Genomic DNA, 13,697 nt, shown 5'->3' with positions numbered 1-13,697 from the left:
GCATTCACCTAAAGGTCGCATGTATTTCGGTTTTTAGCAGATACCCATGCGTCCTTCCAAGATGTCTGTCCTATGCCCACAGCCAGATTTTATTCCAACTTGATCCAAGCCGCATTTTTTGAAGAACTCTGCACGCACGCGGCCACAAACTTAACGCCATTAAGCCCGTCATGGACCGTTGGATAGACAACCGAAGCGTCAGGTGAAGTCCCATTTCTGAAAGCTTGGATCGCCTCAGCAGCCTCTCCATAGATATTCGCGAACCCCTCAAGATATCCCTCGGGATGTCCCGGAGGAACTCTACTCAACCGATTAGCAGCGTCACCAGCTCCGGCTCCATTTCGGGTGATCAGACGCTTTGGTTCGTTGTAAGGCGTAAACCAGAGATAGTTGGGATCTTCCTGAGCCCACTCCAACCCACCTTTTTCGCCATAGACCCGCAAACGAAGCGCGTTTTCGTTGCCAGGAGCCACCTGTGAAGACCACAGCATTCCACGCGCTCCGCCGTCGAAGCGAAGCAACACGTGCGCGTTATCATCGACTTTGCGCCCCGGCACAAAGGCCTGCAAATCCGCCGCCAGACTTTTCGCCTTTAGCCCGGTTACAAAGCAAGCAAGGTTGTACGCGTGGGTTCCGATGTCACCGGTTGATCCACCCGCGCCCGAGCGTTCGGGATCGGTTCGCCACTCCGCCTGTTTGAAATCCTGCTGCTCGGTCAGCCAGTCCTGCGGGTACTCAACCTGAACAACGCGGACCTTGCCAATTTCTCCGTTAGCAACCATTTCACGTGCCTGCCGGACCATTGGATAGCCCGTGTAGTTGTGGGTTAAAATGAATAGGGCGTTCGCGCTTTCCGCTGATTTGACCAGCTTTTTTGCATCGGCAAGGGTCGAGGTGAGTGGCTTGTCACAAATTACATGAATACCGCGTTTCAGGAACTCGCGCGCGGCTGCATAGTGGACGTGATTTGGCGTCACAATTGAGACCGCCTCGATCCCGGATTTCAGCCGGGCCTCCCTGATCGCCATTTGTTTGAAGTCTTTGTAGACCCGTTCGAGTCCCAATGCCTGCCCGCTTTCAAGGGATTTCTCAGGCGTCGAAGACAAAGCACCGGCAACCAACTCAAACTTGTCATCCAACCGTGCGGCCATTCGATGAACACCGCCGATGAAGGCGTCGTTTCCGCCGCCAACCATGCCAAGTCGAATGCGGCCTGAGGTTTCTTCATTGCGTCCTGTGACCATCATTCAATCCCCAGCATTTTACGATTGGCTGCTTCGTCTGCGCCACCATCAGCGAAATCATCAAAGGCTTTCTCGGTCACACGGATAATGTGATCTGACACAAACTGAGCGCCTTCACGCGCTCCATCTTCGGGGTGTTTGAGGCAGCATTCCCATTCGACAACTGCCCAACCATCAAAGTCATTCGCCGCCATTTTTGAAAAGACCGCCCCGAAATCCACCTGGCCATCTCCAAGCGACCGGAAGCGCCCGGCACGATCGACCCAGCTTTGATACCCGGAATAAACACCCTGCCGGCCGGTCGGGTTAAACTCGGCATCTTTGACATGTAACATCCGGATCCGATCTCTGTAGATGTCGATATTGTCCAGATAGTCGAGGCATTGCAGCACGTAGTGCGACGGGTCGTACAACATGCAAGCGCGTGGGTGATTGCCTGTCCGTTCAAGAAACATCTCGTACGTCACGCCGTCGTGGAGGTCCTCTCCTGGGTGAATTTCGTAACAGACGTCAACGCCGCATTCCTCGGCGTGATCCAGTATTGGCACCCAACGACGAGCAAGCTCCTCGAATGCCGTTTCGATCAAACCAGCAGGTCGCTGCGGCCAAGGATAGACATAGGGCCATGCCAATGCGCCTGAGAAAGTCGCATGCGCTGTAATACCCAAGTTTTTCGAAGCAGATAGCGCTTTTTTAACTTGGTCTACCGCCCATTCTTGCCGGGCTTTCGGGTTTTCTCTGACGCTTTCGGCTGCAAAACCATCAAACGCGCTGTCATAGGCCGGGTGAACGGCCACAAGCTGGCCCTGAAGGTGTGTTGAAAGTTCAGTGACTTCGACGCCATTTTCCTTGGCTTTGCCCTTGAAGTCATCGCAATAACTGGCGCTGGATGCGGCTTGTTCCAGGTCGAACAACCGGCCATCCCAACTAGGAACCTGAACGCCCTTGTATCCACAGTCAGCCGCCCATTTAGTGATCGCGTCCCACGAATTGAACGGTGCTTCGTCCCCCGCGAATTGCGCAAGAAACAAAGCTGGACCTTTGATCGTCTTCATAAAATTTCCTCCCCAAAACCTAAGCCTCTATGGCGGTAAATTTTCCTTCAGATAGATGTCGATACGGATGCGTTCCTGCGCTTTGTTGAATGGGACTTTGTCTGAAGTCGCACGCAGCAGGCGGACGGCTGAACGAACAATGTGCCCAGTGTCTTGCGAGATCAGAGCGTCAAATGTACCGAGCATAAGCGCCTCACGACTGAGCGGCGTAAGCTCATGAGCTATAATCACCAGATCTTTGCTGAGCTTGTTCTCTGAAAGAAATTGAATCAGGCCTGCGTTACCCGCTGCCGACGAGTATATGCCGACCAAATTCGGATATGTTTCAAAGATCTCGGGCATCATCTTGTAAATCAGATTCGGGTCATCTCGGCCCTCGACAGACGCTACGACTTCCAGGTTCGGAAATTCCTCAGCCACTACAAGATCAAAGCCTTGCCGACGCTCTAGGTGGTCACGTGCCAAACGCGATCCTGTAAGTACCAAGACCTTGCCTTCGCGGTGCACAAATCGTCCCATCAACTGAGCAGCGGTTCGTCCTGCCGAAACGTTATCAATTCCTACAAAGTGGTCTCGCTCAGAACTGGGCAAGTCAGACACCAACGCAACCACCGGAACACCTTTGTCCCTGAGCCTTTTTACAGCATCGCGGACAGATGGCGTTTCGGGTCCAAAAACGGCAACTCCATCAACATCCGAACTGTCGACAGCATTCAGAATATTGACGATATCTTGCGGTTCAAACGGAGCAACCTTCTCTATCGAAATACGGGTCCGCTCGATAAATTGGTCACGGGATTGTTCGGCGATCTGACTGCTGATTGCCTCCACAAACTCGTTGTCAGTGTCCGGCAGAACAAAGAGGAAGTTGTAAACTCGGTTTCGCGCAAGGTTGGCCGCAGCAGTGTCGCGCACATATCCCAGCTCATCAATTGCCTTTTGTACTTTCTGTACGGTTACGGCCCGCACGCCGGGGCGTCTGTTCAAGACCCGGTCAACAGTCGCCAGACTGACACCGGCGACGCGCGCGATGTCATTGACGGTTGGCTTTTTCACCAATTCTAGTTTTTGTTTTTGGTCTTCCACGTGTTCTTCAGCCCTCAATCTCCCGCGCTAAGCCTTCAAACAACAAAGCAACAGCCTCAGCGCCGGGATCGTTATGTCCAACTAGGTTTTCTTCGGGAACATAGGCCGCGCGGCCCGCCTTCGCACGACGAATATGTGCGGTGTTGTTCGCGCCTTCGCGGGCAGCCTCGGCTGCATGCGTCAGACCAGATGGCAATGCGGCGAGTGCTGGCGCCAGGGCGTCAATCATTGTCCTGTCACCAACCTTGGCACCCCCAACCTGGCTGACGCGATTCAGGCCTTCGACCAGCGACTTCGGTACCGAAGCCCCGCTCGCACAGGCATCTCCAGCTGCGTTGAAGAAAATTGCGAGTATCACGCCGGAAGAACCACCCATTGTCTGGCTTAACTCATTGCCTAGTGCCGGAAACAGTTGCGTCAGATCAGCAAGCGGCATGCGGTCAAGGCTACCTTGCAATGCTCTTGCGGCAGTGGCGAGTGTGCTTCCCGTATCGCCATCTCCGGATTTCGCGTCCAGCTCGTTCAGGTTCTTCTCTGCGTTGATGAGCAGTTCAGACAACCGGGTGATCGTTTCCCTCGTGGAGGGATTGTTCGATGGGATTGGATCGATAGGAGTCAAGCCATCAGGCAAAGGCGCCAATTTTATCGGGTCTATAGAATTGACGCCGGGCCAAGCCGCCAGATCTACGGGCGCTTCAAGCCCCGATAAGTCGTCCTGATCTACAGGCAGAATGGAAACTGAAAACCCGTGCATATCCAGCGATGTCATCATTGGGGCCGGACCAATGATATGTTGGGTAATTCCAGTTTCGGATAACGCATGTGTGAGGACAGCCATCTCCAGCGGCGTCGTAGAACCCAGGTTGTTGACCAACGCCACACAATCCCCGGACCCGACCCTTTGTTTCAGCTTCTCCACCACTGTGGACATGGCCGATACCGCATTGGAAAACTCCACCTGCTGTACACCGGGCTCGCCATGGATACCCAAGCCAAGCTCTGCCTTCCCGGGGGCGATCCTGTCTTCCTTCGGAGATCCCGGAACCGTGCAGGTGTCCAGGCTCATACCGATGCTGACGACCTTGGCTATGGTGCGTCTTGCTGCGGCGGTGACGGTGTCCAGATCAGCACCACTTTCAGCAAGCGCTCCGGCTATTTTGTGCACGAACAACGTGCCTGCCACGCCACGCGGTTGCGGAAGGTCGGGCAGGGCGATGTCATCATCAACAACGACCATCTCTACTTTGCGGCCCAACGCGCGGGCGCGTTCAGCCGCCAGTCCAAAGTTCAATCGATCACCAGTGTAGTTCTTCACTATGAGCAAGCACCCAGCCTCACCCGTAACCGCAAGAATGCCCGCCAAAACTGCCTCGACCGATGGCGAGGCGAATACTTCTCCGCAGATTGCTGCTGTGAGCATGCCGGCGCCGACAAACCCTGCGTGGGCAGGTTCGTGGCCAGACCCGCCGCCGGAAACCAAGGCGACTTTCGACTTGTCCCAATCCGACCTGTAGACAACCTTGATGTGCGGGTATCCATCCAATCGGGTAAGCCGTCCTCCTGATGACGCGAGAAGACCGTCTATGGCCTCTGTTACCAGTGTTTCTTTTGTGTTGAGGAACTGGGCCATGCTTTTGCTCCTTAATTCACTCGCGCGCCGGACGCGTCAAAATACAACGGGTTGTGCGGGCGGATTTTTATAAGTTTTCCAGACGGATAGTCCTGATGGACATCAATCAAGGTCACAACCGTGTGACCGTTTAAGTCCAAGTGCAGTCGTGTTTGATCCCCCAGGTGTTCGGCACGTATCACACGCGCTTCGCTGCCTTCGCCTTCGATGATGTTTTCCGGGCGAAGACCAATCTGCGGGCCTTTGTGGTCGCCTGTGAACAACTCTGACGGCAGGATGTTGATCCGCGGCAGACCCAACCGGCTGGCGACATATACACTACCGGGGTCTTCATAAATGTCCCGTGGTGTCCCGTACTGCACCAACCGGCCGTTTTCCAAAACACCGATATGCGTCGCCATTGTCATGGCTTCGACCTGATCATGGGTCACGTACAGCAAAGTCGATCCCAGATCTGCCTGAATTCTCTTCAGTTCTACCCGCAAATCCGCCCGTAGCTTGGCGTCCAAAGAGCTGAGGGGTTCGTCCATCAGGAAAATCTGTGGGTCACGCACTAGCGCTCGTCCGATTGAAACGCGCTGCATTTCGCCGCCAGACAGTTCAGTGGCTTTGTTGTCCATCTTGTGTGGGATCTGGAGGATTTCAGCGACTTCGTTAACCTTCCTCGCGATCTCATCCTCTGGTGTCTTCAGGATCGGCGAACGCAAAGGGAAAGACAGGTTTTCACGCACTGTCATATGCGGGTACAGCGAGTATTGCTGGAAGACCATCGCCACATCGCGCTGGGCAGGTGTGTCTATTCCAACGTCACGCCCGCCAATGCGTACTGTTCCTGAATCCAGTTTCTCAAGTCCGGATATCAATCTCAGTGTCGTTGTTTTTCCAGCGCCAGTCGGACCTAATAATACCACAAAGGCACCGTTGGGGATCGTCATCGAGATACCGTCCACCGCTGTGACGTTGCCGAATGACTTAGAGATGTTCTCCAAAACGACTTCAGCCATTGCTTAGTACCTCGTCGTTCAGAGCGGACCTCAACGCGCGCCCGGTAGAGTTTTCAAAAAGGGTTACTGCGGGGGAGCGGAACTCCAATCCCACCGTCTCGCCGGGGCTAACAACTTCGCGAGCATCAATGCGGGCTTTCAGCTCTCCGTTCGGGCTTTGCAGCGTCACGATCTGAGTGGTTCCCAGATATTCCGCTGCCAGAACCTTGGCCCGGTAGGCGCTCGCATCGGATAGAAAAACATGTTCGGGACGGACACCAAAAACCAATTCACCTTCAGCCCCTTCAATCAGCTTGGGCACCGCTTCGTCATGGCCGTTCAGTCGGACCATTTCCGAGCCGGGTTCGACCTTTCCCTGAAACGGCAGGAAGTTCATTGAAGGTGACCCAATAAAATCAGCAACAAACATTGTGGCTGGTTTGTCGTAGATTTCCTGAGGTGTGCCGAATTGCTCGATCACGGCGTTGTTCATCACAACGATCTTGTCGCCCATTTGCATGGCTTCCAACTGATCGTGTGTGACGTAAACAGTGGTTGCGCCCATGCGATCATGCAGAGCGCGCAGTTCTTCGGCCATGTGCTCACGAAACTCTGCATCCAAAGCACCAAGTGGTTCGTCCATCATGAACGCTTTAGGTTCGCGAACAATCGCGCGACCAAGCGCTACGCGCTGTCTATCACCGCCTGAAAGTCCACCAACCGGACTATCAAGTATGTCGTTAATCCCCAAAATTCCTGCGACTTCCTCGACTTTGGCTTTGACAGCAGTTCGCGGCATGCCCTGCGATATCAGGGGGTAGCTGATGTTCTTGCGCACATTCATATGCGGATACAGCGCAAACATCTGGAACACGAAGGCAATGTCCCGTTCTGATGGCGGCCGCTGGCTGATTTCTTCACCGTCCAGATAGATTTCACCCGACGTTGGAAGCTCCAACCCTGCGATCATCCGCAGCGTCGTCGTCTTTCCGCAGCCGGATGGCCCGAGCAGCATGAAAAACTCACCGTCCTCAATCGTGAACGAGCTTTCGCGGACAGCCGTGAAGTCGCCGAACATCTTTTTTACGTTTTTGACTACGATCTGGGCCATTTCTACTCCGGGAAATGGCTGACGATGATGAACATGACGGTTCCGATCAGCGTGACGATGAAGGAATAGGTGAAGGCCCAAAGGACAAAGGGCTGCATCAACATGAAGACACCCAGTGCGATCAGGATGGTCGCGACCATCTCCCAAGGGCCGCGGCGTAGCCGTAGTAATCCGGTAAGAAAATCGCTCATTTGCGTACGGCTCCGAATGTGATCCCACGCAGCAGGTGTTTGCGCATCAGGATGGTGAAAATCATGACCGGGATTAGGAAGATCGTGGCACCTGCCGCGACGGCAGGCCAGTCAAGGCCGCCGATACCGATGATGGTGGGGATAAATGGTGGTGCAGTCTGCGCGTTTGCGGATGTCAGCAGCACGGCAAACGCGTACTCATTCCAGGCGAAGATCAGGCAAAAGATAGCTGTTGAAGCTATGCCGGTCGCGGCTTGCGGCAGCACCACTTTGTAGAATGCCTGAAACCGTGTGTAGCCATCAATGAGGGCGGCTTCTTCGTATTCTCTCGGGATTTCGTCGATGAATCCTTTTAGCAACCAGACAGCCAAGGAAATATTAACGCCCGTGTACAGTAGGATCATTCCCAGATGCGTATCGCTTAATCCAAGGTTCCTGAACATCAAGAAAATTGGAATGGCGACGGCGACCGGGGGCATCATCCTTGTACTAAGAATGAAGAACAGAAGGTCGTCCTTTAGTGGGACCTTGAACCGGCTGAACGCATAGGCGGCCAGCGTGCCAAGGAAGATACTCAAGAACGTCGAGCCAAATCCGATGATAACCGAATTCATAAAGCGCTCACCGAACTTGGATGGCCCTACAATCACCATGTCGTATTGGCGCACGATTTCATCGGCCCAGTTTTGTGGCGGGTTAGCTTCTAGAAACTCCTGCGTTTGCCGCGTGCGAGTGGTGAAGAGATTGACGTAGCCTTCCAGCGTTGGGTCAAAGACCACTTTGGGCGGGTAGCTGATCGCATCGGCCGGGGACTTGAAGCCTGTTAGCAAAATCCAAACCAGTGGGATCATTGTGATCAGCGCATAAGTAATGACCAGGAATCCTGCGATCCACTTGGACCGTTTCGAAGGTTCAGTGACGGAAAAACTGCTCATCTCTGTTTCACCTTGTTCAGGGCTTTGACGTAGATCGACGCAAGGCCGAACACGGTGACGAATAGGATGATCGCATAGGCCGAGGCATAGCCCGTGCGCCATTTCTCAAAGGCTTCGCGTTTCAGGTTGATTGAGGTGAGTTCGGTAACAGACCCCGGACCACCGCCGGTTAGCTGAACCACCAGGTCGAACATTTTGAAGTTCTCGATCCCCCGAAACAGCACCGCGAGCATCAGGAACGGCAGGACCATCGGAATGGTGATCGTGAAGAACTGTCGCAGTTTGCTGGCCCTGTCGATCTCAGCCGCCTCGTAGATGTAATCGGGAATGCTGCGCAGCCCGGCGAGACAGATCAGCATCACGAAGGGCGTCCACATCCAGGTATCGACGATCACGATCGCCCATGGGGCCAACGTGACTGATCCCAGCATTTCAAAGCTCGATGGGTCCTTGCCGGTAAACCAAGACACGATGTAGTTAAACAGGCCGATTTGAGGCTGATACAGGAACTTCCAGAAGTTCCCGACGACTGCAGGTGACAGCATCATCGGCAGCACGATGATGGTCGTCCAAAGATCATTGCCCTTGAATTTCTTGTTGATCAACCACGCCAGAGTAAACCCGATCAGGACCTGGAAAAAGATCGTCCAGAATAGGAAATGAGCCGTTGCCTGCATATTCAGCCAGGTGTCCGAGTCTGTCAGGATACGCTCATAATTCCTGAACCCGACATCTTTTACTTCACGCCCGATCCGGTTGGCCTTGTAGTTTGTAAAGCTCAGTTGGATGGTCCAGATCAACGGAAAGATGTTGATCGCCAGCAATAGAAAAATCGTAGGGGAGATGAATATCCAAGCGATCGCGCGGTCGGATAACCCTCGGATTTTTCGCGCAACTCGCTGGGGCGTTGCCTGCGCAACGCGGTCTACGGTCCTGTCAGACATTTCTTTGCCAGTTCTTGTTGGTTTAGGACGCACGGGTGAAGGTGGAGCGGGATTGCACCCGCTCCTGCCTGTGTCCGGACTACAGCTTGCCTTCGTCTTCGAAGACTTCCGTCCAATCTTCGATTAGAAGATCAAGTGCTTCTTGAGCGGTGCCTTGGTCAGCAACCACATAGTCGTGGATGCGTTTCTGCATTGCCAACAGGAGTTCCGCATAGGCAGGCTCTTGCCAGAAATCCTGCACCCCACCCATTGCTTCCAGGAAATCACCGGCAAACGGTTGGCTGTCCACGAAACCAGGATCTTCCAGCACGGAGTTATGCGCCGAGTAGCCGCCTAGCTCCCACCATTTGGCCTGCACTTCTGGCTGCGCGAACCACTTAATGTACTCAAGTGCGGCGTCCTGTTTGTCAGAGTAGCTGACAACAGAGATACCTTGTCCGCCCAGTGTCGAACCTGCCTGATTTTGTGGTGGGTTCACGAAAAAGTCGATCTTGTCACCGCCGGTATTGGGGTCGGCATAGAGACCTGGGAAGAACGCAAACCAGTTCATCGCCATGGCGACCTGACCGGACTTAAAGGCATCCAAGCTCTCACCCATGTAAGAGTTGGTATATCCCGGAGGCGTCGCCGTTTCGTAGAATTCCTTATAGAACTCAAGAGCCTCAACCGCTTCCGGTGAGTTTACAGCGCCTTCCATGTCATATGAGCCCGGAGTGTTTTCGTATTTGAAGCCCCAAGGATACAGCGCTCCGGTGACACCCATGGTGATCCCTTCCGAGCCGCGCTCGGTAAAGATTGCTGCACCATAAACTGTCTTGCCGTCGATCTCACGGCCTTGGAAGAATTGCGCGATCTGCAACAGCTCTTTCTGAGACTGAGGTTCACGTAGGTCCTGACCAGTCGCTTCCTTGTATGCGGCTTGGATTTCGGGGTTTTCGAACCAGTCCTTTCGATAGAACCAGCCGTTTGCATCGCCCATCGCCGGCAGCGCGTAGTAGTTTGGTGTACCCTTAGGCCAGGTCGAGTACGCGTAGACAGTGGCCGGTGCGAAATCGTCCATGCTAATGCCTTCAGCATCGAAGAACTCGTTCAGCTGGACATAGTGACCATTCTCAGCGCCACCGCCGATCCATTGGCTGTCACCGATCAGTAGGTCGCAGAGCTTACCCCCAGAGTTCAGTTCGTTCAGCATCCGGTCCGCAAAATTTGGCCAGGGAACAAATTCGAAGTTCATCGTGTGGCCGGATTCTGCTTCGAATTCTTTTGATAGCTCAACAAGCGCGTTGGCCGGGTCCCATGCAGCCCAACAAAGCGTCAAATCTTCAGCATTTGCCTTGGTAGAAAGAGTAGTAGCGGCAAGGACTATTGCGCTGGCCGAGGCCAGTTTTGTGTAAGTCATCCATTCCTCCCTTTTTGCGCCGTCAATCGAGGATGTGCGAATCGCGGCTTGCTTCCAAGGCTATTTGAGGTACGCACCTCAAGTCCAGAATTTTTTGAGGTTCGTACCTCATGCGGTCAAAGAAGGTCGCTAGTTTTGCTTCTTAGTTGTTGATTTTTAATGAATATGTATGCGTGCTCTGATGCGCATGTATTTTCAGCAGTGAGGCGTTATGTGGCCATATCGACTAAAATTGGCGCAGCTCACAACCGCGGCCATCACGCGACTAAAAGGTTTAGCGAGCCCGCTTCTGAAGCATTCACAGATTATTTGGTCGATACATTTGAGAATTGGAGATAGCGTCAAACAGCACGGACCACTCGGGATCGTGCATAACTCGTTTGGTCAGGTGCAGACGTATGAACACTCTCTCTATCGTCAAATTGAACCGCTATCCAATTAAAGGCTTGAGTGCCGAGCCCATGCAAGCCGTGACTCTGCGAGCAGGGGAGGGGATTCCGGGAGATCGCCTGTTCGGATTCGCGCGCTACAACTCCGGCTTCGACGCGCAGAACCCTCAGCCACTGCCGAAAGATCGCTTTGTTGTTCTGTTGAATGAAGCTGCACTGGCAGGCCTAAAGACGAGTTTTGATATTGAGACCCAAGATCTTGAGATCAAAGCGAACGGCAAAACACACAGCTTTAATATGTTAGCCCTAGAAGATCGGATGAATGCGGTAAGTTTCCTTGTCTCAAAGGTCGACTTGAAAGATCCCGAACCGCCGAATTTCGTCTCATCTGCTCCTCATCGGTTTACAGATGTGTCTGTGGTATCGCCGAAAATGATGAATGCGGTATCCGTTTTGAATCTGGCGTCTGTGAAAAAAATGGGTGAACAAGTGAACGCAGAAATCCACCCAGCACGCTTTCGGGCGAATATAGAGATAGACGGCTTACCCTCGTTCTCTGAGCTGGATGCAGTCGGATCAGTTTTTAGATTTGACGATGTCGAATTAAAGATACTCTCACGTACGAAGAGGTGTGCAGCCACTGAGGTGAACCCGGAAACGGCAGAGCGAGACTTGAAGATACCCTATCTTTTACGAAAGTTGATGGGGCATATGGACATGGGTGTCTATGTCGAGGTGGCTAAAGGTGGAACTTTGAGGGTCGGCCAAACTGGGGAAGTGTTAGATTGAATATTATTTCCCCTACCAAAGTGGCAGTTCCGGGGGACGTTCTCTTAAATGACTTACCTCTAATCTTTCGCAAGTCGTTTCCTTGCTTGCCCAGCGTAGCGAATGTAACGCCCTCGAAAAACGATGCTCCAGTCGAAGCATGTCATTGAGCGAACCTAGAAAATTGACCAACAATGTTGCTTGCGGATTTTCCTGATCTTTTCGTGGGCTTGGGAAGAAAGATGGGTCTTTGTTCGCTGACTAGCGGCCGTTCATCTTGTGAGATAGTGCCGCGGTGCAGCTTCAAGCTTTTTGCGCAACAATATAACGACTCTGGAACATCGAGGCTTGATCGGAAGTATAAAGGATATTGAAGCCTGCGCGCTCAACTTTTCTGTCAAGCACCGACACAGACACGAAGTTCACAAACGGGGCTTTTCCAATAACCTGCATGAACGGAATCGCGATCCGACTGATCATCGCATACTTGAATCCTCCGTTTTCAGGCGCGCAGACGGTTTTGGATATGAAAAGCCCACCCGGTCTTGTCAGCGCAGAAACGTGCTCGAGCGCTTGGTCCAAATCGGGCAAGAGATGAAGCAAGTTATGGGCCAGGACCGCATCGTAAGAACCTTCATCAAAGCTGTGCTCGAGGACTTCGGCCACCTTAAAAGTGACATTCTCCAATCCTTCTTTCGCTCGCTTTTCGTCGGCAATCTCGATCATGCCCGGAGCGAGGTCCGTAGCAGTGATGTGGGCGACATTCGGTGCAAGCAGCAGCGCGGTTGAACCCGTCCCGCACCCGATTTCCAATACTCTGTCCTTCGCTTTCAGGTAGGACTTCGTACGTTCGAGTGTTCTCTGATACCCTTCCATGTCCCGGATTGGGTCTGCCGCATACTTTCGCGAGATTTTGCTCCAGAACGCAGCATCCTTGGACAAAGCAGTCATTTCATTACTCTCTTTAGAAAGGTTGTTGCCGCATTCTATACTTCCAAACATTCATTTATGGAATTGCCATAAATCTCAGAAGCGTTATGCATAAATGCATGAATTGGAAAGCCATCAATTTCGACTGGAATCAGGTGCGGTCCTTTCTTGCGACAGCCGAAGAGGGCTCGTTTTCCGCAGCTGCGCGCGTTCTCGAGCAAACTCAGCCTACTGTCGGCCGTCAGGTTGCTGCGCTGGAATCGGCTCTTGGGATCACCCTGTTTGAACGAGTTGGCAAGTCGCTTAGTTTGACGACCGCTGGCGCCGAGCTTTTGTTGCATGTCAGAGAAATGGCGGAAGTCGCTAACAGAATTTCTCTTACCGCGACAAGTCAGTCGCAAACTGTTGAAGGGCAAGTCAGGATTACCGCGTCGGATGTAATGTCTGCCTATCAGCTGCCGCCAATACTAAAAAAGATCAGGCTTGCGGCACCGCAACTTGAGATCGACGTCGTTGCTGCCAATGACATACGAGACTTACAGCGGCGGGAGGCTGATATCGCCATCCGACATGTGCGCCCGGCACAGCCAGATCTGACCGCAAAGCTTGTCGCCGAAGCGACGGCACATTTTTATGCAGCACCTTCGTACCTTGATCAGGTGGGACGGCCAAAAAATGAAAACGAACTCGCTAAGTTGGACTTTGTCGGATTTGGTGACATTGACACGATGATCGGTTTTCTCGATCCGGCAGGCATTAAGGTCACCCGAAAAAGCTTTCGGATTGGCTCACAAAGCGGAATTGTATCCTGGGAGCTAGTCCGCCAAGGTTTTGGCATCAGCGTAATGTCAGATGACGTGGCTGCTTTAACACCCGGTGTGGAGCGAGTGCTCCCCGGTCGCGACCCGTTTAAGTTCCCGATTTGGCTGGCCACGCACTCAGAGTTACATACTGCACGAAGGATCAGGTTGGTGTTTGATCAACTCGCTGACCAACTGAGCACAGGGATAATCAGGTAATCCGGGAGTTCAC

The 13,697-nt window shown here is 53.1% G+C and carries 13 protein-coding genes; 2 read left to right on the top strand and 11 right to left on the bottom strand.

All coding sequences use genetic code 11. From position 1 onward, the window contains the following. Nucleotides 1-89 precede the first annotated feature (89 nt). From ACXAGD_RS14000 to ACXAGD_RS13955, 10 genes are all read right to left on the bottom strand, one after another. The gene (locus ACXAGD_RS14000; protein ID WP_475212596.1) at nt 90-1,244 is read right to left on the bottom strand and encodes a Gfo/Idh/MocA family protein; all 1,155 of its coding nucleotides are present in this window, start codon (nt 1,242-1,244) and stop codon (nt 90-92) included. Next, nucleotides 1,244-2,299 carry a sugar phosphate isomerase/epimerase family protein gene (locus tag ACXAGD_RS13995; protein WP_475211465.1) on the bottom strand — a complete coding sequence of 352 codons (1,056 nt, stop codon included), beginning with the start codon at nt 2,297-2,299 and terminating at the stop codon, nt 1,244-1,246. Before ACXAGD_RS13995 ends, ACXAGD_RS14000 begins: the two co-directional genes overlap by 1 nt. Nucleotides 2,300-2,326: 27 nt before the next feature. After that, nucleotides 2,327-3,385, bottom strand: coding sequence for a LacI family DNA-binding transcriptional regulator (locus ACXAGD_RS13990; protein ID WP_475211464.1), 1,059 nt, complete (start codon nt 3,383-3,385; stop codon nt 2,327-2,329). A 7-nt stretch (nt 3,386-3,392) separates the two neighbouring features. Continuing rightward, nucleotides 3,393-5,015 carry a dihydroxyacetone kinase subunit DhaK gene (locus tag ACXAGD_RS13985; RefSeq protein ID WP_475211462.1) on the bottom strand — a complete coding sequence of 541 codons (1,623 nt, stop codon included), beginning with the start codon at nt 5,013-5,015 and terminating at the stop codon, nt 3,393-3,395. An 11-nt stretch (nt 5,016-5,026) separates the two neighbouring features. Next, entirely contained in the window at nt 5,027-6,019 is a 993-nt protein-coding gene (locus ACXAGD_RS13980; protein ID WP_475211461.1) for an ABC transporter ATP-binding protein, read from the bottom strand. Next, the gene (locus ACXAGD_RS13975) at nt 6,012-7,109 is read right to left on the bottom strand and encodes an ABC transporter ATP-binding protein (RefSeq protein WP_475211460.1); all 1,098 of its coding nucleotides are present in this window, start codon (nt 7,107-7,109) and stop codon (nt 6,012-6,014) included. The genes ACXAGD_RS13980 and ACXAGD_RS13975 overlap by 8 nt, the downstream gene beginning before the upstream one ends. A gap of 2 nt (nt 7,110-7,111) precedes the next feature. Beyond that, nucleotides 7,112-7,300: a hypothetical protein gene (locus tag ACXAGD_RS13970; RefSeq protein WP_170685382.1), complete on the bottom strand. Its 189-nt coding sequence runs from the start codon at nt 7,298-7,300 to the stop codon at nt 7,112-7,114. Next, entirely contained in the window at nt 7,297-8,235 is a 939-nt protein-coding gene (locus ACXAGD_RS13965) for a carbohydrate ABC transporter permease (protein WP_155150121.1), read from the bottom strand. Before ACXAGD_RS13965 ends, ACXAGD_RS13970 begins: the two co-directional genes overlap by 4 nt. Continuing rightward, on the bottom strand, nt 8,232-9,179 hold the full coding sequence (locus ACXAGD_RS13960; RefSeq protein WP_475211458.1) for a carbohydrate ABC transporter permease: 948 nt from the start codon (nt 9,177-9,179) through the stop codon (nt 8,232-8,234). Before ACXAGD_RS13960 ends, ACXAGD_RS13965 begins: the two co-directional genes overlap by 4 nt. Before the next feature lie 79 nt (nt 9,180-9,258). Continuing rightward, complete coding sequence (locus ACXAGD_RS13955; protein ID WP_475211457.1) at nt 9,259-10,578, bottom strand: ABC transporter substrate-binding protein; 1,320 nt, start codon at nt 10,576-10,578, stop codon at nt 9,259-9,261. A gap of 398 nt (nt 10,579-10,976) precedes the next feature. On the opposite strand from ACXAGD_RS13955, the gene ACXAGD_RS13950 reads away from it, so the two are divergent. After that, on the top strand, nt 10,977-11,756 hold the full coding sequence (locus ACXAGD_RS13950) for an MOSC domain-containing protein (protein ID WP_475211456.1): 780 nt from the start codon (nt 10,977-10,979) through the stop codon (nt 11,754-11,756). Between the two features lie 282 nt (nt 11,757-12,038). Here ACXAGD_RS13950 and ACXAGD_RS13945 read toward each other — a convergent pair whose 3' ends face one another. Beyond that, nucleotides 12,039-12,737 (bottom strand): class I SAM-dependent methyltransferase, encoded by a 699-nt coding sequence (locus ACXAGD_RS13945; protein WP_475211455.1) that lies wholly within the window; start codon nt 12,735-12,737, stop codon nt 12,039-12,041. Nucleotides 12,738-12,784: 47 nt separating this feature from the next. On the opposite strand from ACXAGD_RS13945, the gene ACXAGD_RS13940 reads away from it, so the two are divergent. After that, the gene (locus ACXAGD_RS13940; RefSeq protein WP_475211454.1) at nt 12,785-13,684 is read left to right on the top strand and encodes a LysR family transcriptional regulator; all 900 of its coding nucleotides are present in this window, start codon (nt 12,785-12,787) and stop codon (nt 13,682-13,684) included. Nucleotides 13,685-13,697 lie beyond the last annotated feature (13 nt).

The organism is Ruegeria sp. ABF4_144 (assembly GCF_056160045.1).
Note: the sequence above shows the minus strand (reverse complement) of the source record. Positions and strands in the feature narration are given on the sequence as shown.